This is a genomic window from Streptomyces hamibioticus (assembly GCF_047946815.1).
Classification (GTDB): domain Bacteria; phylum Actinomycetota; class Actinomycetes; order Streptomycetales; family Streptomycetaceae; genus Streptomyces.
Genome location: NZ_JBKKQY010000001.1, coordinates 786,676 through 810,308 on the forward strand (window position 1 = coordinate 786,676; position 23,633 = coordinate 810,308).

The window sequence follows — 23,633 nt, forward strand, 5'->3', positions numbered from 1 at the left end:
GTCCTCCCGGTGGGGTGCGGGGTCACGGAAGCAGCCCTTCCGGTGGGGTGCGGGGTCACGGAAGCAGCCCTTCCGGTGGGGTGCGGGGACACGGAGGCGGCTGCGGCGCGGCGGGCCCGGACGGTGGTCGCCGGACGGCCCCTCCGGTCGGCCCGCGCGCGGCGCCCCTCCCGCATCGGCACGGAGGCCACGCAGGCGACCCTCCCGACGGCCGTCATACGGCACCCCTCCCGGACCAACCCGCAGGCCACGCAGGCGACCCTCCCGACGGCCGTCATACGGCGGCCCTCCCCGTGGCCGCGGCCATCACCGTCTCCTCCGTGGCGTCGGCGCGGGCGATCTCCGCGGTCAGCCGGCCCTCGTGCATCACCAGCACGCGGTCGGCCATGCCGAGGACCTCGGGCAGGTCGGAGGAGATCATCAGGACGGCCACGCCGTCGGCGGCCAGTTCGCCGAGCAGCCGGTGCACCTCGGCCTTGGTGCCGACGTCGATGCCGCGGGTCGGCTCGTCGACGATGAGCACCTCGGGGCGGGTGGCCAGCCACTTGGCGAGCACGACCTTCTGCTGGTTGCCGCCGGACAGGGTCGACACGGCGTCGGCGATCCGGGCGTACTTGACCTGGAGCCTGACGGCCCAGTCGAGGGACCGGCGGCGTTCGGCGCCGCGGTCCATCAGCCCGGCCTTCACCGTGGTCCGCAGACCGGTCAGCCCGATGTTCCGTTCGATGGACATGTTCATCACCAGCCCCTGGGCGCGCCGGTCCTCGGGAACGAGGGCCAGTCCGGCGGCCATCGCCGTGGACGGGGCGCCGTTGGTGAGCAGGCGACCGCCGACCTCGACCTCGCCGGCGTCCCAGCGGTCGACGCCGAACACGGCGCGGGCGACCTCGGTGCGTCCGGCGCCGACCAGTCCGGCGAGGGCGACGATCTCGCCGCGCCGCACCTCGAAGGAGACGTCGGTGAAGACGCCCTCGCGGGTCAGCCGGCGCACGCTGAGCGCCACCTCGCCGGGGCGGACGTCCTGCTTGGGGTACAACTCGTCGAGGTCGCGGCCGACCATGCGGCGCACGAGGTCGTCCTCGGTCATGCCGTCCAGTGGTTCGCCGGCGATCCAGGCGCCGTCGCGCAGGGTGGTGACCCGGCGGCAGATCTGGAAGATCTCCTCCAGCCGGTGGGAGACGAACAGCACGGCGGCGCCCTGGTCCCGCAGGGCGCGGACGACGCCGAAGAGGCGGGCGACCTCGCTACCGGTGAGGGCGGCGGTGGGCTCGTCCATGATCAGGACGCGGGCGTCGAAGGAGAGCGCCTTGGCGATCTCGACGATCTGCTGGTCGGCGATGGACAGGCCGCGCGCGGGCCGGTCGGGGTCGAGTGCGACGCCGAGCCGCCGCATCAGCGCCAGGGTGGCGGTGCGCGTGGTCCTGTGGTCGATCCGGCCGAGCGCGCGGCGGGGCTGCCGGCCCATGAAGATGTTCTCGGCGATCGACAGGTCGGGGAAGAGCGTCGGCTCCTGGTAGATCACGGCGATTCCGGCGTCGCGGGCGTCACCGGGGCCGTGGAAGACGACGGGCGCACCGTCGAGCAGCACCTGCCCGGCGTCGGGGCGGTGCACCCCGGCCAGCGTCTTGATGAGGGTCGACTTGCCGGCGCCGTTCTCCCCGGCGAGGGCGTGCACCTCGCCGGCGAACAGTTCCAGGGAGACGTCCCGCAGGGCGCGGACCGCGCCGAAGGACTTGGAGACGTCCCTGAGCGCCAGAACCGGGGCCGGACCCGTGTCGGGCGGGTGGGTCATGGGGGCTCCTCGACGACGCCGGCGGGACGGCCCTCACCGCGCCGTGAAAGGTTTCAACCGGATTTCCGGGACGGTAGGCAGGGACGGTGGGCCCCGTCAATGGGTCCGGGTCGAAAAACTTCGGGGAGCTGAAGGTTTCGTGACGTCCCGGCAATCGGGCGCGAGGGGAAGGGTTGACACCTCCTCGGAGGGCTCATAGCTTCACGTCCTGAATCGTTTCATTAGTGGTCGTGAACCCGAAGGCGCACGACCCGACGTCACAGGAGTCCCGAAGTGACCGAGCTCGCCGCGGTGAAGGCCGCGCTCAGGACCCAGGCAGTCGAGACACCGTCGTGGGCGTACGGGAACTCGGGCACCCGCTTCAAGGTGTTCGCGCAAGCGGGCGTGCCGCGCACTCCGTACGAGAAGCTGGACGACGCTGCCAAGGTCCACGAGTTCACCGGCGTGGCGCCGACCGTCGCGCTGCACATCCCCTGGGACCGGGTCGAGGACTACGCCGCGCTGGCCGAGTACGCCGAGAAGCGGGGCGTGAAGGTGGGGGCGATCAACTCCAACACCTTCCAGGACGACGACTACAAGCTCGGCAGCATCTGCCATCCCGACGCGGCGGTGCGCCGCAAGGCGGTGGACCATCTGCTGGAGTGCGTCGACATCATGGACGCCACCGGGTCGCGGGACCTGAAGCTGTGGTTCGCCGACGGCACCAACTACCCGGGGCAGGACGACGTCCGGTCCCGGCAGGACCGGCTGGCCGAGGGGCTGGCCGAGGTGTACGAGCGGCTCGGCGACGGGCAGCGGATGCTGCTGGAGTACAAGTTCTTCGAGCCGGCGTTCTACACGACCGACGTCCCGGACTGGGGCACGGCGTACGGGCACTGCCTCCGGCTGGGGGACAAGGCGCAGGTCGTCGTCGACACGGGGCACCACGCGCCGGGGACGAACATCGAGTTCATCGTGGCGACGCTGCTGCGGGAGGGGAAGCTCGGAGGGTTCGACTTCAACTCGCGGTTCTATGCCGACGACGACCTGATGGTCGGGGCCGCCGATCCGTTCCAGCTCTTCCGGATCATGTACGAGGTGGTGCGGGGCGGGGGGTTCACGTCCGACGTCGCGTTCATGCTCGACCAGTGCCACAACGTCGAGGCGAAGATCCCGGCGATCATCCGGTCGGTGATGAATGTGCAGGAGGCCACGGCGAAGGCACTGCTGGTCGACCGGGGGGCGCTGGCCGAGGCGCAGGCCTCGGGCGATGTGCTGGGGGCGAACGCCGTGTTGATGGACGCCTACGACACCGATGTGCGGCCGCTGCTTCGTGAGGTGCGGGAGGACATGGGACTGGATCCCGACCCGATGGCCGCCTATAGCCGCTGCGGGTGGGCGGAGAAGGTCGTGGCGGAGCGGGTCGGGGGGCAGCAGGCGGGGTGGGGGGCGTGAGGTTCGGACACCTCTGCCGGGTCCCGTGACGCGCGGGCGGCGGACCGGTCGTGGCCGGCCACGCCCACCCGGCGGAAGCCGCACATCGACACCAGTCCCGCGCCCCTCGCGGTGCGATGCCCTCCCCCTCCTCCCGGAAAGGACCGTACGTCCATGACACCCCACCCCGAAGCCGCCGCCCTCCTCGCCCGTTCGCACCGTCTCGGTGCCGATCCCCGGAACACCAACTACGCCGGGGGCAACGCCTCCGCCAAGGGCACCGCCGCCGATCCCGTCACGGGGGGCGATGTCGAGCTGATGTGGGTCAAGGGGTCCGGCGGGGACCTGGGGACGCTGACCGAGGACGGGCTGGCCGTGCTGCGGCTGGACCGGCTGCGGGTGCTCAAGGGCGTCTATCCGGGCGTCGAGCGCGAGGACGAGATGGTCGCCGCGTTCGACTACTGCCTGCACGGAAAGGGCGGCGCGGCGCCCTCCATCGACACGGCGATGCACGGCCTGGTCGAGGCCGCGCACGTCGACCACCTCCACCCGGACTCGGGCATCGCGCTGGCCTGCGCGGCCGACGGCGAGAAGCTGACCGCCGAGTGCTTCGGCGACTCGGTGGTGTGGGTGCCGTGGCGGCGGCCCGGCTTCCAGCTCGGTCTGGACATCGCGGCCGTGAAGGAGGCCAATCCGCAGGCCGCCGGCTGCGTCCTGGGCGGGCACGGCATCACCGCCTGGGGCGACACCTCCGAGGAGTGCGAGCGCAACTCGCTGCACATCATCCGCACCGCCGAGGCGTTCCTCGCCGAACGCGGGAGGCCGGAGCCGTTCGGGCCCGTGCTGGAGGGGTACGGGCCGCTGCCGGAGGCCGAGCGGCGCGAGCGGGCCGCCGCGCTCGCCCCGTACGTGCGGGCCCTCGCCTCCCGGGACCGGCCGCAGGTCGGCCACTTCACCGACTCCGGGGTGGTCCTGGACTTCGTCTCCCGCGCCGCGCATCCGCGGCTCGCCGCGCTCGGCACGTCCTGCCCGGACCACTTCCTGCGCACCAAGGTGCGGCCGCTGGTGCTCGACCTGCCGCCGACGGCACCGCTCCAGGACGCGATCACCCGGCTGAAGGAGCTGCACGCCGCCTACCGCGAGGAGTACGCCGCGTACTACGAACGGCACGCCGAGCCCGATTCCCCCGCGATGCGCGGTGCCGATCCGGCGATCGTGCTGGTCCCGGGCGTGGGCATGTTCAGCTTCGGCAGGGACAAGCAGACGGCCCGGGTGGCGGGCGAGTTCTACGTCAACGCCATCAACGTGATGCGGGGCGCCGAGGCGGTGTCGGCGTACGCGCCGATCGAGGAGTCGGAGAAGTTCCGCATCGAGTACTGGGCGCTGGAGGAGGCCAAACTCCGGCGGATGCCGAAGCCCAAGGCGCTGGCGACGCGCATCGCCCTGGTCACCGGTGCCGGCAGCGGGATCGGCAGGGCCATCGCGCACCGGCTGGCCGCCGAGGGGGCCTGTGTCGTGGTCGCCGACCTCGACGGGGAGAACGCCGCGGCGGTCGCCGAGGAGCTGGGCGGGCCGGACCGGGCCGTCGCCGTGACGGTGGACGTGACGAGCGAGGAGCAGATCGCCGAGGCGTTCCGGACGGCCGTGCTCGCCTTCGGCGGCGTGGACCTGGTGGTCAACAACGCCGGCATCTCCGTCTCCAAGCCGCTGCTGGAGACCTCCGCGGAGGACTGGGACCTCCAGCACGACATCATGGCCCGCGGCTCCTTCCTCGTCTCGCGCGAGGCGGCCCGGGTGATGATCGCTCAGGAGCTGGGCGGCGACCTGGTGTACATCGCTTCCAAGAACGCCGTCTTCGCCGGGCCGAACAACATCGCCTACTCGGCGACCAAGGCCGACCAGGCGCACCAGGTGCGGCTGCTCGCCGCCGAGCTGGGCGAGCACGGCATCCGGGTCAACGGCATCAACCCGGACGGCGTCGTGCGCGGTTCGGGCATCTTCGCGGGCGGCTGGGGCGCGCAGCGCGCGGCCGTCTACGGGGTGCCGGAGGAGAAGCTCGGCGAGTTCTACGCGCAGCGGACGCTGCTCAAGCGGGAGGTGCTGCCCGAGCACGTCGCGAACGCCGTGTTCGCGCTGACCGGCGGCGACCTGACGCACACCACCGGCCTGCACGTCCCGGTCGACGCCGGCGTCGCCGCCGCCTTCCTGCGGTGAGCCGGCCGGTGAAGGCGTACGCCGCGGCCGACCTGGGCGCCTCCAGCGGGCGGGTCATGGTCGGCCGCGTCGGCCCCGGCACGCTGGAGCTGACCGAGGCACACCGGTTCGCCAACCGGCCGGTGCGGGTGCCCGAGGGGCTGCGCTGGGACGTGCTGGCGCTGTACGCGGGGGTGCTGGACGGGCTGCGGGCGGCGGGTCCGGTGGCCTCCGTCGGCATCGACAGCTGGGCCGTGGACCACGGGCTGCTGGACGCCGACGGGGCACTGCTCGGCAACCCGGTGCACTACCGCGACGACCGCACCGAGGGCGTCGCGGAGAAGGTGTGGGCGACGGTACCGGCCGCGGAGCTGTACGCGGCGACCGGGTTGCAGTACGCGCCGTTCAACACCCTCTACCAGCTGACCGCCGCCCGTGAGTCGGCGCAACTGGCCCAGGCCCGGCGGCTGTTGCTGATACCGGACCTGCTGACGTACTGGCTGACGGGTGAGCAGGGCACGGAGCTGACCAACGCCTCCACCACCCAGCTGGTCGACCCGCGCACCCGGGACTGGGCGTACGGCGTCGCCGAGCGGCTCGGCATCGACCTCGGTCTGTTCCCGCCGCTGCGGCGGCCCGGCGACCCGGCGGGGGTGCTGCGTCCGGACGTACTGGCGGAGACGGGGCTGGAGGGGCCGGTGCCGGTGACAACGGTTGGCTCGCACGACACCGCCTCCGCGGTGGCCGCCGTCCCGGCCACCGGTGAGCGGTTCGCGTACATCTGCACCGGCACCTGGTCGCTGGCCGGTCTGGAGCTGACCGCGCCGGTGCTCACGGAGGAGAGCCGCACCGCCAACTTCACCAACGAGCTGGGGCTGGACGGCACGGTCCGCTATCTGCGCAACATCATGGGGCTCTGGCTGCTCCAGGAGTGCCTGCGGGCCTGGGGGCAGCCGGAGCTGGGCGGGCTGCTGCGGGAGGCCGCCGAGGTGCCGGCGCTGCGGTCGGTGGTGGACGCCGGTGACACGGCGTTCCTGGCACCGGGCCGGATGCCGCAGCGGATCGCCGAGGCGTGCCGCGCCTCCGGGCAGCCGGTGCCGGCCACGCCCGCCGAGGTCACCCGCTGCATCCTCGACTCGCTGGCGCTGGCCCACCGCAGGGCGGTCGAGGACGCGCAGCGGCTCGCCGGGCATCCGGTGGACGTCGTGCACATCGTCGGCGGCGGGACGCGCAACGAGCTGCTGTGCCGGCTGACCGCGGACGCCTGCGGGCTGCCGGTGGTGGCGGGCCCCACGGAGGCCGCGGCGCTGGGCAACGTCCTCGTGCAGGCCCGGGCACAGGGGCTGGTCGGGGATCTCGCGGGCATGCGGGCCCTGCTCGCCGCTACGCAGCCGCTGACCCGGTACGAGCCGAGCGGCGGCACGGAGCGCTGGCGGGCGGCCGAGGCCCGACTCGCCGCCCGGTGAACGGGGCTCCTCCACCGGCCCCGCCCGCGCCACTACCCTGCACTCGTCCGATGATCGACCCCGAGGAGCCGCGATGCGTGTCGCCCTGTTCCTGACCTGCGTCAACGACACGCTCTATCCGGACACCGGCCGTGCCGTGGTCCGGCTGCTGACCCGGCTGGGCGTCGACGTCGACTTCCCCGTCGCCCAGACCTGCTGCGGGCAGGCGCACTACAACACCGGGTACCGGCACCAGGCGGAGCCGCTGGCCCGCCACTTCTCCGAGGTCTTCCGGGACTACGACGCGATCGTGACGCCGTCGGGGTCGTGCGGGGCGATGGTGCGGGAGCTGTATCCGCGGCTGGGCGAGCGGGCGCGGGCGGAGGGCCGGGGCGGGGCCCTGGCGGCCACGCTGGCACCGGTGGTGCCCAAGACGTACGAGCTGACGGAGTTCCTGGTGGACGTGCTGGGGGTGACGGACGTCGGCGCGTACTACCCGCACACCGTGACGTACCACCCGACCTGCCACGGGCTGCGCGGCCTGGGCCTGGGCGACCGGCCGCTGCGGCTGCTGCGGGCGGTGCGGGGGCTGGAGCTGGTCGAGCTGCCGGGTGCGGAGGAGTGCTGCGGCTTCGGCGGCACGTTCGCGGTGAAGAACCCCGACGTGTCGTCGGCGATGGGCGCGGACAAGGTGCGCAACGCGGAGTCGACGGGGGCCGAGGTGCTGTGCGCGGCCGACAACTCGTGCCTGATGCACATCGGCGGCACCATGGCCCGGCTGCGGACCGGCATGCGGCCGGTGCACATCGCGGAGATCCTGGCGGGCACGGAGGAGGAACCGGCGGCATGAGCGGGACGTTCGTAGGGATGCCGGCCTTTCCGCGGGCCGCGCGGGAGGCCGTGCACGACCGGACCCTGCGCGGCAATCTGCGGCACGCCACGCACACCATCCGCGCCAAGCGGGCTAAGGCGGTGGCGGAGGTGTCCGACTGGGCGGAACTGCGCGAGGCGGGCAAGCGGATCAAGGACCACACACTGCGGCACCTCGACCGCTACCTGGAGCAGGTGGAGGAGTCGGTGACGGCGGCGGGCGGCGTCGTCCACTGGGCCGCCGACGCGCAGGAGGCGAACCGGATCGTCACGGAGCTGGTCAGGGAGACCGGCGAGTCGGAGGTCGTCAAGGTCAAGTCGATGGCGACGCAGGAGACCGGTCTGAACGAGGCCCTGGAGGCGGCGGGCATCCGGGCCTACGAGACCGATCTGGCCGAGCTGATCGTGCAGTTGGGCAGGGACCGGCCCTCGCACATCCTGGTCCCGGCGATCCACCGCAACCGCGGCGAGATCCGGGACGTCTTCCGCACGGAGATGGGCGAGTGGGGCCGTCCGGCGCCGGACGGCCTGACGGACACGCCCGCCGAGCTGGCGGAGGCGGCGCGGCTGCATCTGCGGGAGAAGTTCCTGCGCGCCAAGGTCGGCGTCTCCGGCGCCAACTTCGTGGTCGCGGAGACCGGCACGCTGGTGGTCGTGGAGTCCGAGGGCAACGGCCGGATGTGCCTGACGCTGCCCGAGACGCTGATCTCGGTCGTCGGCATCGAGAAGGTCGTGCCGGCCTGGCGGGACCTGGAGGTGTTCCTCCAGACGCTCCCCCGCTCCTCCACGGCCGAGCGCATGAACCCGTACACGTCGATGTGGACCGGCACCACGGACGAGGACGGCCCCCGCGTCTTCCACCTGGTCCTGCTGGACAACGGCCGCACCGACGCCCTCGCCGACCAGGTGGGCCGCCAGGCGCTGCGCTGCATCCGCTGCTCGGCGTGCCTGAACGTCTGCCCGGTCTACGAGCGCGCCGGCGGGCACGCGTACGGGTCGGTGTATCCGGGCCCGATCGGCGCGATCCTCAGCCCCCAACTGCGCGGGACCGGCAGCGAGATCGACGCCTCCCTGCCCTACGCCTCCAGTCTCTGCGGCGCCTGCTACGAGGTGTGCCCGGTCGCCATCGACATCCCCGAGGTGCTGGTGCACCTGCGGGAACGGGTGGTCCAGGGCGGCCCGGCGACCCGGCACGGCAACAAGGTCGTGCTGAAGCCCGCCAAGGGGCACGCCGCCGAGCGGGCGGCGATGCGGGCGGCGCAGTGGGCGTTCCGGCATCCGGGGGCGCTGCGGTCGGGCCAGCGGCTGGCGTCGCGCACCCGCCGCTTCCATCCGCGGTCGCTGCCCGGTCCGGGCCGGGCGTGGAGCGGCAGCCGGGAGCTGCCCGAGGTGCCCGCGGAGCCGTTCCGGGACTGGTGGCAGCGTACGCGCGGAGGAAAGGACGGGGCCGAGTGAGCAGCAGGGAACGGATCCTGGGCCGGGTGCGGCGCGCGCTGGCGGACGTGCCGCGCGACGAGCAGCCGTACGAGCGGGCGGTCCCGCGCGGCTACCTGCGGGAACACGGCGGGCGCGGCGCCGAGGAGACGGTGGACCTGCTCGCCGGGAACCTGGCGGACTACCGGGCGGTCGTGCACCGCTGCACGGCCCACGCGCTGCCGTCGGTGCTCGCCGGCCTGCTCGCCGGGCGCGGCGCCGAGACGGTGGTCGTACCCCCGGGCCTCGATCCGGAGTGGCTCGCGGCGGCCGATGTGGAGCGGCTGCCGGACCGGGCGGACGACACCCCGCACGACCTCGACCGGGTCGACAGCGTGGTGACCGGGTGCGCGGTCGCGATCGCCGAGACGGGCACGATCGTCCTGGACGGCGGCCCGGACCAGGGCCGCCGCCGCATCACGCTCGTCCCGGACCACCACGTCTGTGTCGTCCGGGTCCCGGAGCAGGTGGTCTCCTCCGTCCCCCTGGCCCTCGCACGCCTCGACCCGGCGCGTCCGCTGACCTGGATCTCCGGCCCGTCGGCGACCAGCGACATCGAACTCGACCGGGTGGAGGGGGTGCACGGCCCGCGCACCCTGGAGGTGGTGCTGGTGGACGGCCGGACCCCGCCGCCCGGGTGACCCGGCGGCCGTACGGGACAGCGCCGCGCGGACGCGGCCGGTCAGTTCGTTCTGCGCGCGGTCAGTTCGTCCTGCGCGCGGTGAACAGCAGGTACTCCCACTCCACGACCAGGCCCTCCCCCGGCCCCCGGTCGTGCCGGCGGGCGAGGCCGGCCGGCTCGCGGTCCACGGCCGCGACGCGGTCACGTCGGTGACCAGGTCCCCGAGCAGGTCCCGGACATGGTCCGCGGCCCCACAGCAGGGGTGGCCGTGCGCCCGGCAGACCCGCAGCAGTTCGTGCGCCGCCTTCCGGTGGCGCGGGGCGAACACGACCCGACGCGGGGCAGGACGATGTCGAAGGCGGCGTCGTCGAAGGGCATCGCCTCGGCGTCCGCCTCCTGCCGCCGCGGCCGCGCCCCGCGGTCCCGGGCCGGCCGCCGTCCGGTCTCCAGCAGTTCGGGCGTCAGGTCGCAGGCCACCACGTCGGCCCCGGCCACAGCGGCCGGGTTCGCCACATCGCCCGGTGTCGTGCCTTGAGGGCACGGTCGGCCTCGACCGTGCCCGTCGGATTCGTCATCGGTGCGCTCCTCGGTGCCACGCCGGCCGGACGTGCTAGGTCCTGTTGCGAAAGTCCCGCCTGCCCGGCGACGCCCGGCACGTACTCTCGCCGCACCGGGCACAGGACCAAGTACGTCCAGTACGAGGGCCTGCACCCGGCACGCCGAGAGCACGCACCGAACGCCGCCGGGCCCGCCCTTCGGGCGGACGACGGGACTTTCGCAACAGGCCCTAGTCCGCCCTGGCGTAGTCCTGCGCCATGGCGCCCGCGAAGTCGTAGACGACGACCTGTTCGTCGCCCACCACCCAGGCGTCGTGACCGGGCGTGCAGACGAAGACGTCTCCCGGGCCCACCTCGTGCTCTCCGCCGTCGTCCATACGGATGCCCAGGCGTCCCTGGACGACATAGCCGTTGTGGTGGATCTCGCAGCTGTCGGTGCCCGCGATGGGTCCCACGGACTCCGACCAGCGCCAGCCCGGTTCGAAGGTGGCCACGGCGAAGTCGAGCCCCGTGAGATGGACGGCCTCCAGGTGACCGCGTGGGAAATCGCGCCGCTCGTCCGGCTTGTCGAGCGTCTTGGCCTCGAACATGACGCTCCTCCTTTCCGGCCGCACCGGTCGTGCGGCCGGGGCCGGGCTCCGTCCGCGCACCGTTCCACGAGCCGCGCACCGGCCCCACGAGCCGCGCACCGTCCCCACGAGAACCACCGGCGGGACCTGGCCCCACCACTCCATCGTCCGCCCGTCGACCGGACGACGCCATTCGGGTGACCGGCCGGGACCGCCCCCTCAGCCTCCGGTGCCGCAGAGCCGGGCGAAGCGCTCGGCGTCGATGTTGCCGCCGGAGACGATCACGCCGACCCGGCGCGGGAGCGGGCCGGCGCGGCCGGTGAGCATGGCGGCGAGCACGGTGGCGCCGCTCGGTTCCACGACGATCTTCAGTCGTTCGAACGCGAACCGCATCGCATCCCTGATCTCCTCGTCGGACACCAGCACGATCCCGTCCAGCAGCCGCCGGTTGAGGGAGAAGGTCAGCTCCCCCGGCGTGGGCAGGGCCTGCCCGTCGGCGATGGTGTGCGGGACCGGGACGCTGACGCGGTGCCCCGCCTCCAGCGAGCGCTTGGTGTCGTCCCCGGCCTCCGGCTCGACGCCGATCACCCGGGTGTCCGGATGCAGGCCCTTGGCGGCCGTGGCGCTCCCCGCGATCAGTCCGCCGCCGCCGACCGGCGCGAGCAGCAGGTCCGGCTTCCCCGCCTGTTCGAGGAGCTCCAGCGCGGCGGTGCCCTGCCCGGCGATGACGTGCGGATGCTCGTAGGGCGGGACGATCGTCAGGCCCCGCTCGGCGGCCAGGGCCTCGGCGAGGGCGACGCGGTCACCGGTGTAGCGGTCGTAGGTGACGATCTCGGCGCCGTAGCCGGCGGTCGCGGCCCGCTTGGCCGGCGGGGCGTCCTCGGGCATGACGATCACGGCGGTGGTGCCGAGTTCGCGGGCGGCCAGGGCGACCGCCTGGGCATGGTTGCCGGAGGAGTAGGCGGCGATGCCCCGGGCCAGTTGCCCGGGTGTGAGCCGGGAGGCCGCGTGGTAGGCGCCGCGGAACTTGAAGGCGCCCACCCGCTGGAAGTTCTCGCACTTGAGGTGGACCTCGGCGCCGGCCAGCGCGTCGAGGGTGCGGGAGCGCAGTACCGGTGTGCGGTGCGCGACGCCGTTCAGCCGGGCGGCGGCTTCCCGGACGTCGTCGAGGGTGACCGGCGGGGTGGTGGTCGTCACGCGGTGCCTCCGGCAAGAGTCGGGTCGGTGGTCGTCCTGGCCGGCGAGAGGTACGTGCGGGCGGCGCCGGGGGACGACGAGCCGCAACGGGCGTGCCGGTCCCGCTCATCGCGCCGCGCACCCTCCGCCCGGTCGCCGAGCCTACGCGTCACCGGCCGATGGTTTCCCGGCCCGGGACCGGTCGGCCGTTGATGCAGCGTTCCGCCTCCTGTGTGATCACTCCGCAAGTCCTTCCAATTTGCGGCATTTTGTCTGCTTAGCATGCATGGTCCGCGTGCGCGGGTCGCCGTCACCGCGCGACGGCTCACCGTGCCGTTTCGCCCCTGGACGCGCCCGCGCCGCCTCCCGCCCCGCACGAGAGGACACCGAATGGCGCCCACGCGTCGTCCCAGCGCACTGGCAGAACACGCCCACTCCCCGCACGACGCCGTGCTGACCGACGCCGCCCGGCACCTGCGACGGCGGCGCTTCCTCACCGTCACCGCGGCCGCCGCCGCCCTCGCCTTCACCACCAACCTGCCGGCCCGGGGCGCCGCCGCCGCGACCGAACTGGACGCCGCGCGGATCCCCGGCGACCCGTTCACGCTGGGCGTCGCCTCCGGGGACCCGCTGCCGGACTCGGTGCTGTTGTGGACGCGGCTGGCTCCCGAACCCTTCGCGACGGACGGCGGGCTGGGCGAGCAGCGGGTGACGGTCCAGTGGGAGGTCGCGATGGACCCGTACTTCGCGGCCGTCGTCCGGCGGGGCTCCGCCGTGGCCCACCCGGAGTACAACCACACCCTGCACGTCGACGTCAAAGGCCTGACGCCGGGCAGCGAGTACCACTACCGGTTCCGGGCCGGGGCCTGGATCAGCCCGACCGGCCGCACCCGTACGGCCCCCGCCGCGGGCTCCTGGGTCTCCTCCCTCACCCTGGCCGCGGTCGCCTGCCAGGCCTACCAGGACGGCTACTACACCGTGCACCGGCACCTCGCCGAGGAGGACGTCGACGTGGTGTTCCACCTCGGCGACTACCTGTACGAGTACGCGGTGAACTCGGCGGGCGGCGAGCGCCGGTACACCGACGTCACACTGCCCGACGTGTTCAACCGCGAGACCATGACCCTGGCGGACTACCGGCTGCGGTACGCCCTGTACAAGAGCGACGAGGATCTCCAGGCGGCCCATGCCGCGCACCCGTTCGTGGTCACCTGGGACGACCACGAGACGGAGAACAACTACGCCGCCTCCATCCCGGAGAACGGCGTGCCGCCGGAGCAGTTCCTGGTGCGGCGGGCCGCCGCCTACCGCGCGTACTGGGAGAACCAGCCGCTGCGCTCCGCCCAGCTCCCGCAGGGACCGGACGCCCTGCTGTACCGCCGGCTGCACTGGGGCAGCCTCGCGCAGTTCGACATCCTCGACACCCGCCAGTACCGCTCCGACCAGGCCTACGGCGACCGGCCGCACCCTCCGGGACCCGAGTCGGACGACCCGGCCCGCACCCTCACCGGGGACGCGCAGGAGCGCTGGCTGCTGGACGGCTGGCGGACCTCCGGCGCGCTGTGGAACGTGATGCCCCAGCAGGTGTGTTTCTCCCAGCGCAAGTTCTCCACGGACGCCAACGCCTCGATGTCCATGGACGCCTGGGACGGCTACCGCGCCTCCCGCGGCCGGGTCGTGGCCGGGGCGCAGGCGGCCGGCATCGACAACTGGCTCGTCCTCACCGGCGACGTGCACGTCGCCTACGCCTTCGACATCAAGGAGAACTTCGACGACCCGCAGTCGAAGACCGTCGGCACGGAGCTGACCTGCACCTCCGTCGCCAGCGGCAAGGACGGCGTGGAGCGGCCCGACAACTGGGACACCTTCATGCGGGCCAACCCCCACATGAAGTTCTACAACGCCAAGCGCGGCTTCGCCCGGGTCGAGATCGGCCACCAGGAGGCCCAGCTGGACTTCAAGACCGTGTCCGCCGTGACCACGCCCGGCGCGGCACTGACCACGGCCGGGTCGTTCGTCACCGAGGCGGGGTCGCCGGGGCTGAAGCCGGCGTGAGGCACGGCGGCCGGCGCCGCCCGGTACTGCACTTGCCACCACCGGACGTCCCCCATAGCGCTGACACGTCCCGTTTCCGGTATCGCCGCGGGCCGTCGCGGCAAGGTCTAGGAACTCCGCCGCAGTCCCACCTTTTCCGAAGGAGGCACATCGCATGGTCGGCAGACACGCCGCGAGCGGGCGCCGCATCGCCCTGACCGCGCTCGGCGCCCTCGTCCTGACCGCACTGCCCTCGGCCGCGTCCGCCGAGCCGCCGCCCGCGCCGGGTCCGCTGCCCACCGCCGCGCAGACGCTCGGCGCCGACAGACCGTCGGCCGGCCTGCTGCGCGCCCTGGCCCGCGACCTGAAGCTGACGCCGGAACAGGCGGCGGCCCGGCTGGTCAACGAGGCGGAGGCCGGCACCCGCGCGGGCCGCCTGCGCAACACCCTGGGCGCGAACTTCGCCGGTGCCTGGGTCAGCGGCACGACCTCCACCCGGCTCACCGTCGCCACCATCGACGCCGCGGACGTGCCCGCGATCCGCGCCCAGGGCGCCACGGCGACCGTCGTGGACCGGACGCTGAACGATCTGCAAGCCGTGAAGCGGAAGCTGGACGACGCGGCCCGGCGCGTGCGGACCCCCGAGACGCCGGTCTGGTACGTCGACGTACCGGCCAACCGGGTCGTGGTCCAGGCCACCAGCCAGTCGGCCGCGGCGGCTTTCGTCGAGGCCGCGGGCGTCGAGGGACAGGACGTGGGCGTGCACGTCTCCGCCCAGCGGCCGCGGGTCCTGGCGACCGACCTCGTCGGCGGCGACGCCTACTACATCGACGGGGAGGCACGCTGCTCCATCGGCTTCTCGGTCACCAAGGGTGAACAGCAGGGCTTTGTCTCGGCCGGGCACTGCGGCAAGCCGGGCGCCACCACCACGGGCTCCAACCATGCCGCCCAGGGCACCTTCGAGGCCTCGACGTTCCCCGGCAAGGACATGTCGTGGGTGGGCGTCAACGCCGAGTGGACCGCCACCCCCGACGTCCAGGCGCAGGGCGACGAGAAGGTAAAGGTCGCCGGGTCGGTGCAGGCGCTCGTCGGGGCGTCGGTGTGCCGGTCCGGCTCCACCACCGGATGGCACTGCGGCACCATCGAGCAGCACGACACGAGCGTCAGCTACGCCGAGGGCACCGTCGACGGACTGACCCGGACGACCGTGTGCGCCGAGCCCGGCGACTCCGGCGGTCCCTTCGTCGCCGGCGCCCAGGCGCAGGGCGTCACGTCCGGCGGTTCCGGTGACTGCACCAGCGGCGGGATCACGTTCTTCCAGCCCGTCAACCCGGTGCTGAAGGACTTCGGGCTCACGTTGAAGACGGCATCGGCCGAGACCACCCTGCCCGCCCCGCAGGACAACGCCACGGCGGCCGCGTGGTCGGCCGGCCGTGTCTACCAGGGCGGGGCCACGGTGACGCACGCCGGGGTCCGGTACCAGTGCCTGCAGGACCACCAGGCGCAGGAGTCCTGGTCGCCGGAGGCCGCCCCGGCCCTGTGGCAGCGGCTGTGACGGACGGATGACCGACCGGCCGGCGCCACACTCGGGTGGCGCCGGCTACGACGGGCCGCTGTCCTCCGCGAGGAGTGCGTAGGCGGTGGCCACGAACGGGTCGTGGGCGCGGAAGCGGCGGGTGCAGACAGCGGCCAGGGCCGTGCCGGTGTCGGGCCGGAACCCGAGGAAGGCCTGCTGGCCGAGGGTCGCGCCGCTGTGGAAGTACATCGGCCCGCCGTCGGTGGGGTGCCGGAACCACGCGATGGTGTGCACGTGCCGGTGCCCGAGCCCGCGCCGCAGCACGGGCGTGCGCACCGACCGCAGCGCGGCGGCGAGGGGCGAGCCGCCGGGGTCGAGGTGGGCTTCCAGGAAGCCGAGCAGGTCGTACGGGGTGGACCGGACCGCGCCGGCCGCCTGGAACCCCCCGGCGTCGAAGGCGGGGACCTGGGTGCGGCCGTCTTTTCCGTGCCCGGCCGCGTCGGTCCCGGGGTCCTCGGCGCGCAGGGCCGTTCCGCTCATGCCGAGCGGTGCGAGGACGTGTTCGGTGAGCAGGTCCGTCCAGGCGGTGCCGGTCGCCGCGGCGACGGCGTGGCCGAGCACGGCGACACCGAAGTTCGAGTAGCGCCACCGGGTGCCGGGCCGGTGGCGGGTGCGGTGGCGCAGGAAGGCGGCCAGGACCCGGTCGTCCGGGTAGCGCCCGTAGGGGTTGGTGCTCCAGGCGGGCAGTGCCCGCCGCCGGAAGCCCCGGGGCAGGACGGGCAGTCCGGAGGTGTGGGTGATCAGGTGGGCGAGGGTCACCGGGTGGGGTCCGGCGGACCGGCCCGGGTCGAGGCAGGTGACGGCCGGCTCGCCGCCGGTGAGCACGCCCTTGTCGATCAGTCGGGCCAGCAGCAGCCCGGTGAAGGTCTTGGTGGCGGACCCCATCTCGTACCGCAGGTCCTCGCGGGGCACGGCGGGCTCGGGAGCGGTACCGCCCGCGTGCACGGTCCGGCGGCCGTACCGGGAGACGGCGAACACGGCGTCGGGCGCGTCGACGGCCGCCACGGCGGCGGCCAGCCGTGCCCGCCACGCCGGATCGTCCCGTCCGGCGTCGGCCGCACCGCCCGCCGGGGCCGCCGCGGTGGCCGCGTCCTCGGCGGGCGGCCCCGGCCAGGCCGTGCCGCGGGCCCTCATGAGGCCGAGTGCGCCAGCTCGGTGAGGGCGCGAGAGGTGGCCAGTACGGAGGCGAACGCGGCGACCAGCGTCGAGTGGTAGACGATGTCGAACACCGTGTCCGCGTCGCCCTCGGGCATCTCCCGTACGGCGGGCATCGCCCCGTCGGGCTGCTGGGCGGCGGCGAACCCCTCCCACGCGCGCTCGTCGAGAGTGGGCCGGGGCAGGCAGGCGTCGACGACGAGGAGTTCGCCGAGCAGGTCCCAGCGTCGCAGGTCGAGCCAGTCGTCCAGCCAGACCGGCAGCCAGGTGGCGAGGTAGCCGGCGATGTGCGGCGGCAGTCCCTCCGGGCGCTCGCCCCAGTCGGTGAGGTGGAACACGGTGTGGGTGATGTCGTAGGCGGTGTGTCCCTCGACCGTCCACGGCTCGGGCGTGCCGGCCAGCCATGTGGTTCCGGCCACGTCGGACTCCGGCGGCCGGGCCGGCAGGCCGAAACGGCGCTGGAAGGCGGACAGGCCGAGGCGCCGGGTCGGCGACAAGGGGAACCTCTCCCAGCTGTCCAGCCGGTGGTTCAGCGCGGTGGCCCGCTCGATGTCCGGCTGGCTGTAACCCAGTTCCCGGAACGGCAGGTAGACCTCGAACGGGATCGGGGAGAACGGCTCGGTCCGCTGGCCGCGCACCAGCATGCGGCCCCCGTCCAGGGCGTCCCGCCAGACGTGGTCGATCAGCTGCCGGGCGAGCTGTGCCTGGCGCGAGCCGGCCACGCCCTCCCGGAACAGCACCTTGCAGACGAGGGCCAGTTCGCCGATCGGCTTGAAACGCTCCAGGAAGCCGATCTCGGGGTCGACGTCCGGTTCCAGGCCGAAACCGTCACGGTGGGCCCACAACCACTCCAGCGCCCGGACACCGACGTGGTGGATCATGCGGGTGTCGTTCATCCCGGTACTCCCTGTCCGCGCCTTTCCCACCCGGCCGCCTCCGGGCCGCCGGCATGGTCCGGCCGCGCGAGCCGAGCCGACGTCAGGGCCGCGGCGAAGGCCGCCATCAGCGTGGAGTGGTAGCAGTCGGTGAAGGCGTACGGCTCCTGGTCCGAGCCCGCTCCGCCCGATCCGGGCTCCTGCGCGGCGTCCCGGACGGCGCCCTCCTCCGGGAGGGCGCCCGACGTGTGCTGCGCCGCGGCCAGCCGCCGCCAGGCGTCGTCCAGGACGTCCGCCTCCGGCAGCCGCGGCAGACTGACCGCCACGGCCAGCAGTTCGCAGCTCAGGTCCCACATCCGGGCCTCCAGGCAGGTGTCGAGCCAGGGCGGCAGCCAGTGCAGCAGGTAATCGGCGAGGCCGGGCGGCACGCCCCGGACGGTGCGGCCCCAGTCGGTGAGGTGGAAGACGACGTGGGTGAGCGCGTAGCCGGACGCCCGTTCGAAGGTCCAGGGTTCCGGCAGACCGCCCAGCCAGGTGCGGTCGAGCGCCTGCGGCACCTGCCCGTGCGGGGGGATGCCGCTGCGCCGCTCGGCCTCGATGACGCCCAGGCGCCGGGTGGGGTACTGCTCGGTCAGCCGCCAGCCGCGGGTCCGGGCCACCAGGGCGGCCGACTGCTCGTACCGGCTGTGCCGGTACCCGGCCCGCACGAAGGCGGCGTACACCTCCAGCGGGTAGGTGGCGAACGGCTCCAGCGCCTGCATGCCGAGGAACAGCTCACCCTTGCCGGTCTGTTCCCAGCCGAAGTCGGCCAAGTCGCGGGCGCGGGCGTGGACCGGGTCCGACGGTGGCGTGCACGCCATGAGCGTGGCGCAGACCTGGACCAGTTCGCCCAGCGGTTTCCAGGTGCGGTTCACCTGGCCCTCGGCCGCCAGCGCGTCGTCCCGGAGTGCGAAGCGGTCCCGGTGGGCGGACAGCCAGGCCACGGCGGCCTCCTGCACCCGCCGCACCCGGTACGGGTCCGCCGGGCTCACCGCAGTGCTCCGACCGGGCACGACAGCAGACGCGCCGCCTCCAGCTGGAGGGCCACACGGGGATCGTCACCGCCCATCAGGCGTACGAACTCCAGTCCCGTCTCCAGGCCGAGGGTGTCCGGCACCCCGTCCAGCAGGGTGAGCCAGCGCCCGGCCCCGGCGGCCTGCCGCCAGTCGCGCCGGCGTACGGCGCGGACGAAGCCGCGGGCGACGTCCACGGGGCGGCTTTGTGCCGTACGCAGCACCGCGCTGTCCTCGCCGGGCAGCGCCAGCGGGGCGAGCACCGCGAGCTGGTGGGTGAGGTACTGCCAGCCGGCCTCGTCGAGCCAGGTCGCGTCGGGCCGGGCGGGCGGGTCGTCGAGGGGCGGGGGCGTGCCGGGGTCGTCGAGGCGCCGCAGCACCCGGGTCATGGCCCAGTGGCTCCATACGACGGTGGGGGCGGCGTCGGGGCGCGGCCGGTGGGCGGCGACGGCCTCCGTGAAAACGGCGAGCCGTTCCGGGTCGGGCGGGACGCCCAGCAGCACGGTGGGCAGCAGTGTGTCGGCGCCCAGCACGCGCACCGCGGCGCGTGTGACGTCGTCGTCGGGTCCGCCCGGCGCCAGGCCCCCCGCTCGCACGTGGTCTCCGCTCCGGAGAGCGGAGACCACGTCGGAAGCGAGGTCCAGCACCGTGCCCTGCAGAAGGGTTGACGTGCTCGACTGCTCCATCTCATTTCTCCCGTCGGTCCGTCAGCCCTTCTTCGGGCGCGGGGTCGGCGGGGACAGCAGCAGCTTGCCGGCGCCGCCCTGCAGGGCGAGCGCGGCGCACTCACGGCTGTCGCGGAAGACTCCGTCCGGCTCGACGGGGTCGAGTTCCGCTTCGATGTCGATGTTCTCGTTGCGGGTGACTTCCTTGAGCATCTTGTCCGTGGAAGGCATTTCACCATCTCCCTCTGGTAGCCGACGGCCTTCACACTCACAGGTGTCCATCTAGCCACAAAGCATGCCTTTCTTCTCAAATTTCTCAGGAGATAACTTTTTCAACAAATCGGACAGTTGCTGCGTGGGGCGATGGTTGACGGCCGAACGTCGGCCGTCCGAGCAGGAGCGGTGCTCCGCCGGTGTCCGCCGTGGCGGCCGGTCAGCCGTCGGACCCGGCCGCGCCGGCCGCAGCGGCCAGTACCGTCAGCAGGTCGTCCCGTCCGGCCAGCGCCGGAAGCGACAGGGTGCGGTAGCCGGACCGGTCGAACAGCACGGTGATGCGGTCGCCGTCCTCGCTCAGCACCGTGCCGTCGCCCCACTCGCCGTGCCGCACCCGGGCGCCGGCCGGGTAGGCGGCGGCGTCGGGATGGACGGGCGCCCCCCGCCCGCCCGCCGCGTCCCCTGCGTCCGCCGCCCGCGCCTCGCACACGTCGCAGTTGCCGCAGGGCGCCTCGTACTCCTCGCCGAAGTAGCCGAGCAGGAAGCGCCGCCGGCAGCCGGTGGTCTCCGCGTAGGCGCGGGCCATGTCGACCCGGGACCTGTCGGTCCGCCGGTGCACCTCGGCGGCCTCCTCGGCCCGCTCGGCGGCGGCGCGGGGCCCGGTGCCGGGGTCGGGGCGCACCTCGCCCTCGTCCCCCGTGCCGACGGCACCCGCCTCCTCCAGCAGGTTCACCGCCGCCGTGACCCGCTTGCGGGACAGCCCCGTCTCCCGGCGCAGCCGGTCCGGGCCGGCCGGGTCGTCCCGGTGGTCGTGGACGGCCTCCGCCACCTCGGCCAGCGTGTCGTGACCGGGGGCGCGGCCGGCGAAGTAGCTCCGCATGCCGGTGTCCTCGGACCGGTGGTGGAGCACGGCGAGGGCCGGCTGGCCGTCCCTGCCGCAGCGGCCCGTCTCCTGGTAGTAGGCGTCGAGGGAGCCCGGCAGGGAGGCGTGCAGCACGAACCGCACGTCCTCCTTGTCGATGCCCATCCCGAACGCCGTGGTCGCCACCACCACGTCGACGCGCCCGGCGAGGAACGCGTCGTGGACGCGGGCGCGTTCGGCGGCCTTCAGTCCGGCGTGGTACGCCTCGGCGGACAGTCCGAGGGAGGCCAGTTCGGCGGCGTACTCCTCGGTGTCCCTGCGGGTCGCGGCGTAGACGATGCCCGGCTTGGGCTCGGCGGCGGCCCGTTCGACGACGGCGCGGCGCCGCTCGTCCTCGGCGAGGAACCGGCGGGCCTCCAGCCTGATGTTGGGCCGGTCGAAGCCGGCCACCGTCAGCCGTGGATCGCGCATGCCGAGGCGGGTGACGATCTCCCCGCGTACGGGCGGGGCGGCGGTGGCGGTCAGGGCGAGCAGCGGAGGCCGGCCCACCCGTCGTACGGCCTGTTCCAGGCGCAGGTAGTCGGGCCGGAAGTCGTGCCCCCAGGAGGACACGCACTGGGCCTCGTCCACGACGAACAGGGCGGGGCCGGCGTCCGCCAGCCGCGCCACGGCCTCGTCCTTGGCCAGTTGCTCCGGCGCCAGGTACAAGAACCGCACGTCGCCCCGGCGCACCGCCTCCCAGGCGGCCTCGGTGCCGGAGGCCGAGAGGTCGGAGTTGACGGCCACGGCGCCGGGGGCGCGGTCGGGCAGGCCGGCGATCTGGTCCCGCTGGAGGGCGATCAGCGGCGAGACGATCACGACGGGGCCGGACAGCAGGACACCGGGGACCTGGTAGACCGCGGACTTGCCGGAACCGGTCGGCATCACCACGAGGGTGTCCCGGCCGTCCAGCACGGCGTGCATGGCCTGGAGCTGCTCGGACGAGAGAGTGTCCCAGCCGAACACCTCGGCGGCGGTGCGGCGCAGGCGCGCAGTCCGCCGCTCGTGCTCCGACGGCCCGTGCTTCCCGGTCATGACCGCTCCCTCGCTCGCCCGGCACTGCCTCGCGGTCCGGCGGCGCCGTGCCGGCGTGCCCGGGCACCGGCCGTGTACCCGGGGCCGCGCCCGCCAGTCCGCGCCGCCCGCCGGGCCACCCATGAGCACTTCTTCGCTCGAATGTGCGTCCGACGGGTTTCCCGGGCCGTCGGCGGGGCAACTCACAGGACGTGCCGCGGTGCCGGCTTCCGATCGCGAGGGAGTGCGGGGATCGCGCCCCCGTCGGCGGCGTCGGCCAGTCGGTCGGTCAGGTCCGGGACGTCCGCGACGGCGGTGAGACACCGCGGCACACCAGAAGTTCACTCCCCGTCAGCGCACCGGACGGCTCGCGGCGCCGCCGCTCCCGCGGTCTTGCCACGCCAGGCTCACATGCCTCATGGTTGACGCGCGTCACATGACCTTCACGCTCGGCCCCACCCCACTCCCCGGCATGGAGAACACATGTACACACGCGTCATCAGATTCGTCGTCAGCCTTGTCATGATCATGGCTGGCATCGGCGCCGGCACCCTCGCCACCGCGGGCACCGCCCACGCCGACGGCTGCTACACCTGGACCCGCACCCTCTCCCAGGGCGCTTCGGGCGCCGACGTCACCCAACTGCAGATCCGGCTCAGCGGCTATCCCGGCTACGGCTCCGTCCTCGCCGTCGACGGCTCCTTCGGCCCGGCCACCGCGGCGGCCCTGAAGCGGTTCCAGTCGGCGTACGGACTGGCCGCGGACGGCATCGCGGGCCCGGCGACCTACAGCAAGCTCTACGCCCTCCAGGACGACGACTGCACGCCGATCCACTTCTCCTACAGCGAGCTGAACAACTGCAACTCCACCTGGTCGGGCGGGGCCGTCAGTGCCGCGACCGCCAGGGCCAACGCCCTGCGCACCATGTGGAAGCTGGAGGCCCTGCGGCACGCCCTCGGCGACCAGCCGATCCGGGTCACCAGCGGCTTCCGCTCGCACGCCTGCAACGACGCCGTCGGCGGCGCGAGCAACAGCCGCCACCTCTACGGAGACGCGGCCGACCTCGGAGCCGGCCCGCACTCCCTGTGCACGCTGGCCAAGCAGGCCCGCCACCACGGCTTCAACGGCATCCTCGGCCCGGGCTACCCCGGCCACAACGACCACACCCACCTCGACCACCGCGGCAGCCGCTACTGGTCCGCGCCGTCCTGCGGCATCTGAGTCCGCCCACTCCTCAACCGCGCCGCAGCCTCCACACGTGGTCGTCGCGGAAACCGTCGAGGCCCTCGGGGGACACGCTCCGTCTGCGGACCGTCTCCCGGGTCTCGACGGTCCACTCGTCCTCCGGCAGGGCGAGTTCGGCCAGCACCCCGTCCAGGGTGGGGAACACCGCCTCGAAGGGCGGTTCCGTCTGCCAGGACGGCCAGCCCGCGTGCAGGACGACCAGCAGGGTGCCCCGGTCCGCGACCGCCTGCGCGGCACGCCGCAGGATGCCCTGCCGGTCGAGCTCGACCGGTGACTGGAGATAGTGCGCGCTCACCAGTCCGAAGGAGCCCTCCGGGAACGTCCTGCCCAGCTCGTGACGCTCCCAGGAGGTGCGGTCGCCGACCCCGGCCTCGGCGGCGTGCCGGGCCGCGCGCTCCAGCGCGGTGGGCGAGATGTCCACGCCGGTGACCCGCCAGCCGGCCGCGGCCAGCCAGACCGCGTCGCCGCCCTCTCCGCACCCCAGGTCCAGGGCGGTGCCCGGCGCCAGGCCGGCGACCTCCCGGACGAGCAGCTCGTTGGGCCGGCCGCTCCAGACCGGTCCGGCGTCACGGTAGCGGGCCTCCCAGAACGCGTCGGGGCGGCCCGGTACGGGCGTGTCGGTCATGTGTGCCTCCCAGTGGCGGGCGCGGTGGTCTGCTCCGGCGGCGCCCGAACGCACGGCACCGCGTGAGGAAGCCTGCACCACCCGGACACCGGGCCGGAAGACATGTTGCCGATACGGCAACCCGCCTCCGGCCGCCCAGGTCGGGCGGAGGTGAACGGGCCGCGCCAC

General features: G+C 73.7%; 20 protein-coding genes. 9 read left to right on the forward strand and 11 right to left on the reverse strand.

Annotated elements, in window-relative coordinates; all coding sequences use genetic code 11:
- Nucleotides 1-274: 274 nt before the first annotated feature.
- On the reverse strand, nt 275-1,792 hold the full coding sequence (locus tag ACLGIH_RS03610; protein WP_416523747.1) for a sugar ABC transporter ATP-binding protein: 1,518 nt from the start codon (nt 1,790-1,792) through the stop codon (nt 275-277).
- Between the two features lie 273 nt (nt 1,793-2,065).
- Between ACLGIH_RS03610 and rhaI the strand changes: the two genes are divergently transcribed.
- The 6 genes from rhaI (at nt 2,066) to ACLGIH_RS03640 (ending at nt 9,827) form a co-directional block, all read left to right on the forward strand.
- On the forward strand, nt 2,066-3,226 hold the full coding sequence (rhaI, locus tag ACLGIH_RS03615; RefSeq protein ID WP_416523748.1) for an L-rhamnose isomerase: 1,161 nt from the start codon (nt 2,066-2,068) through the stop codon (nt 3,224-3,226).
- A gap of 153 nt (nt 3,227-3,379) precedes the next feature.
- A complete protein-coding gene (locus ACLGIH_RS03620; protein ID WP_416523749.1) occupies nt 3,380-5,419 on the forward strand; it encodes a bifunctional aldolase/short-chain dehydrogenase in 2,040 nt (679 codons plus the stop codon).
- A gap of 56 nt (nt 5,420-5,475) precedes the next feature.
- A complete protein-coding gene (locus tag ACLGIH_RS03625) occupies nt 5,476-6,864 on the forward strand; it encodes a rhamnulokinase (RefSeq protein WP_416529274.1) in 1,389 nt (462 codons plus the stop codon).
- A gap of 73 nt (nt 6,865-6,937) precedes the next feature.
- Nucleotides 6,938-7,693: a (Fe-S)-binding protein gene (locus ACLGIH_RS03630; RefSeq protein WP_416523750.1), complete on the forward strand. Its 756-nt coding sequence runs from the start codon at nt 6,938-6,940 to the stop codon at nt 7,691-7,693.
- The gene (locus tag ACLGIH_RS03635) at nt 7,690-9,168 is read left to right on the forward strand and encodes a lactate utilization protein B (RefSeq protein ID WP_416523751.1); all 1,479 of its coding nucleotides are present in this window, start codon (nt 7,690-7,692) and stop codon (nt 9,166-9,168) included. The genes ACLGIH_RS03630 and ACLGIH_RS03635 overlap by 4 nt, the downstream gene beginning before the upstream one ends.
- The gene (locus ACLGIH_RS03640; protein WP_416523752.1) at nt 9,165-9,827 is read left to right on the forward strand and encodes a LutC/YkgG family protein; all 663 of its coding nucleotides are present in this window, start codon (nt 9,165-9,167) and stop codon (nt 9,825-9,827) included. The genes ACLGIH_RS03635 and ACLGIH_RS03640 overlap by 4 nt, the downstream gene beginning before the upstream one ends.
- Before the next feature lie 182 nt (nt 9,828-10,009).
- Here the strand turns inward: ACLGIH_RS03640 and ACLGIH_RS03645 are convergent, their stop codons facing one another.
- The 3 genes from ACLGIH_RS03645 to ACLGIH_RS03655 all read right to left on the reverse strand — a co-directional run bounded on the left by ACLGIH_RS03645 (nt 10,010) and on the right by ACLGIH_RS03655 (nt 12,131).
- Nucleotides 10,010-10,321 carry a class I SAM-dependent methyltransferase gene (locus tag ACLGIH_RS03645; RefSeq protein WP_416523753.1) on the reverse strand — a complete coding sequence of 104 codons (312 nt, stop codon included), beginning with the start codon at nt 10,319-10,321 and terminating at the stop codon, nt 10,010-10,012.
- A 274-nt stretch (nt 10,322-10,595) separates the two neighbouring features.
- Nucleotides 10,596-10,955 carry a cupin domain-containing protein gene (locus ACLGIH_RS03650; protein WP_416523754.1) on the reverse strand — a complete coding sequence of 120 codons (360 nt, stop codon included), beginning with the start codon at nt 10,953-10,955 and terminating at the stop codon, nt 10,596-10,598.
- A 198-nt stretch (nt 10,956-11,153) separates the two neighbouring features.
- On the reverse strand, nt 11,154-12,131 hold the full coding sequence (locus tag ACLGIH_RS03655) for a pyridoxal-phosphate dependent enzyme (RefSeq protein WP_416523755.1): 978 nt from the start codon (nt 12,129-12,131) through the stop codon (nt 11,154-11,156).
- A gap of 369 nt (nt 12,132-12,500) precedes the next feature.
- On the opposite strand from ACLGIH_RS03655, the gene ACLGIH_RS03660 reads away from it, so the two are divergent.
- On the forward strand, nt 12,501-14,165 hold the full coding sequence (locus tag ACLGIH_RS03660; protein ID WP_416523756.1) for an alkaline phosphatase D family protein: 1,665 nt from the start codon (nt 12,501-12,503) through the stop codon (nt 14,163-14,165).
- Between the two features lie 154 nt (nt 14,166-14,319).
- Complete coding sequence (locus ACLGIH_RS03665; protein WP_416523757.1) at nt 14,320-15,699, forward strand: alpha-lytic protease prodomain-containing protein; 1,380 nt, start codon at nt 14,320-14,322, stop codon at nt 15,697-15,699.
- A 45-nt stretch (nt 15,700-15,744) separates the two neighbouring features.
- Here ACLGIH_RS03665 and ACLGIH_RS03670 read toward each other — a convergent pair whose 3' ends face one another.
- The 6 genes from ACLGIH_RS03670 to ACLGIH_RS03695 all read right to left on the reverse strand — a co-directional run bounded on the left by ACLGIH_RS03670 (nt 15,745) and on the right by ACLGIH_RS03695 (nt 21,616).
- Nucleotides 15,745-16,854: a serine hydrolase domain-containing protein gene (locus tag ACLGIH_RS03670; RefSeq protein ID WP_416523758.1), complete on the reverse strand. Its 1,110-nt coding sequence runs from the start codon at nt 16,852-16,854 to the stop codon at nt 15,745-15,747.
- On the reverse strand, nt 16,851-17,771 hold the full coding sequence (locus tag ACLGIH_RS03675; RefSeq protein ID WP_416523759.1) for a DUF6895 family protein: 921 nt from the start codon (nt 17,769-17,771) through the stop codon (nt 16,851-16,853). The genes ACLGIH_RS03670 and ACLGIH_RS03675 overlap by 4 nt, the downstream gene beginning before the upstream one ends.
- The gene (locus ACLGIH_RS03680) at nt 17,768-18,781 is read right to left on the reverse strand and encodes a DUF6895 family protein (RefSeq protein WP_416523760.1); all 1,014 of its coding nucleotides are present in this window, start codon (nt 18,779-18,781) and stop codon (nt 17,768-17,770) included. The genes ACLGIH_RS03675 and ACLGIH_RS03680 overlap by 4 nt, the downstream gene beginning before the upstream one ends.
- Nucleotides 18,778-19,488, reverse strand: coding sequence for a hypothetical protein (locus ACLGIH_RS03685; protein ID WP_416523761.1), 711 nt, complete (start codon nt 19,486-19,488; stop codon nt 18,778-18,780). Before ACLGIH_RS03685 ends, ACLGIH_RS03680 begins: the two co-directional genes overlap by 4 nt.
- A gap of 21 nt (nt 19,489-19,509) precedes the next feature.
- Nucleotides 19,510-19,698 carry a hypothetical protein gene (locus ACLGIH_RS03690; protein ID WP_416523762.1) on the reverse strand — a complete coding sequence of 63 codons (189 nt, stop codon included), beginning with the start codon at nt 19,696-19,698 and terminating at the stop codon, nt 19,510-19,512.
- A gap of 202 nt (nt 19,699-19,900) precedes the next feature.
- Entirely contained in the window at nt 19,901-21,616 is a 1,716-nt protein-coding gene (locus ACLGIH_RS03695) for a RecQ family ATP-dependent DNA helicase (protein ID WP_416523763.1), read from the reverse strand.
- 462 nt (nt 21,617-22,078) lie between these two features.
- On the opposite strand from ACLGIH_RS03695, the gene ACLGIH_RS03700 reads away from it, so the two are divergent.
- On the forward strand, nt 22,079-22,816 hold the full coding sequence (locus ACLGIH_RS03700; RefSeq protein WP_416523764.1) for a D-Ala-D-Ala carboxypeptidase family metallohydrolase: 738 nt from the start codon (nt 22,079-22,081) through the stop codon (nt 22,814-22,816).
- 13 nt (nt 22,817-22,829) lie between these two features.
- Here the strand turns inward: ACLGIH_RS03700 and ACLGIH_RS03705 are convergent, their stop codons facing one another.
- Nucleotides 22,830-23,465 carry a class I SAM-dependent methyltransferase gene (locus tag ACLGIH_RS03705; protein ID WP_416523765.1) on the reverse strand — a complete coding sequence of 212 codons (636 nt, stop codon included), beginning with the start codon at nt 23,463-23,465 and terminating at the stop codon, nt 22,830-22,832.
- Between the last annotated feature and the right edge of the window lie 168 nt (nt 23,466-23,633).

Bases quoted from the DNA above. Each gene is read 5' to 3' on its own strand.
- ACLGIH_RS03675 (WP_416523759.1), bottom strand. From the start codon at position 17,771: ATGAACGACACCCGCATGATCCACCACGTCGGTGTCCGGGCGCTGGAG.
- ACLGIH_RS03685 (WP_416523761.1), bottom strand. From the start codon at position 19,488: ATGGAGCAGTCGAGCACGTCAACCCTTCTGCAGGGCACGGTGCTGGAC.
- ACLGIH_RS03620 (WP_416523749.1), top strand. From the start codon at position 3,380: ATGACACCCCACCCCGAAGCCGCCGCCCTCCTCGCCCGTTCGCACCGT.
- ACLGIH_RS03635 (WP_416523751.1), top strand. From the start codon at position 7,690: ATGAGCGGGACGTTCGTAGGGATGCCGGCCTTTCCGCGGGCCGCGCGG.
- ACLGIH_RS03665 (WP_416523757.1), top strand. From the start codon at position 14,320: ATGGTCGGCAGACACGCCGCGAGCGGGCGCCGCATCGCCCTGACCGCG.
- ACLGIH_RS03660 (WP_416523756.1), top strand. From the start codon at position 12,501: ATGGCGCCCACGCGTCGTCCCAGCGCACTGGCAGAACACGCCCACTCC.
- ACLGIH_RS03695 (WP_416523763.1), bottom strand. From the start codon at position 21,616: ATGACCGGGAAGCACGGGCCGTCGGAGCACGAGCGGCGGACTGCGCGC.
- ACLGIH_RS03625 (WP_416529274.1), top strand. From the start codon at position 5,476: ATGGTCGGCCGCGTCGGCCCCGGCACGCTGGAGCTGACCGAGGCACAC.
- ACLGIH_RS03650 (WP_416523754.1), bottom strand. From the start codon at position 10,955: ATGTTCGAGGCCAAGACGCTCGACAAGCCGGACGAGCGGCGCGATTTC.
- ACLGIH_RS03705 (WP_416523765.1), bottom strand. From the start codon at position 23,465: ATGACCGACACGCCCGTACCGGGCCGCCCCGACGCGTTCTGGGAGGCC.
- ACLGIH_RS03700 (WP_416523764.1), top strand. From the start codon at position 22,079: ATGTACACACGCGTCATCAGATTCGTCGTCAGCCTTGTCATGATCATG.
- ACLGIH_RS03690 (WP_416523762.1), bottom strand. From the start codon at position 19,698: ATGCCTTCCACGGACAAGATGCTCAAGGAAGTCACCCGCAACGAGAAC.
- ACLGIH_RS03610 (WP_416523747.1), bottom strand. From the start codon at position 1,792: ATGACCCACCCGCCCGACACGGGTCCGGCCCCGGTTCTGGCGCTCAGG.
- ACLGIH_RS03670 (WP_416523758.1), bottom strand. From the start codon at position 16,854: ATGAGGGCCCGCGGCACGGCCTGGCCGGGGCCGCCCGCCGAGGACGCG.
- ACLGIH_RS03630 (WP_416523750.1), top strand. From the start codon at position 6,938: ATGCGTGTCGCCCTGTTCCTGACCTGCGTCAACGACACGCTCTATCCG.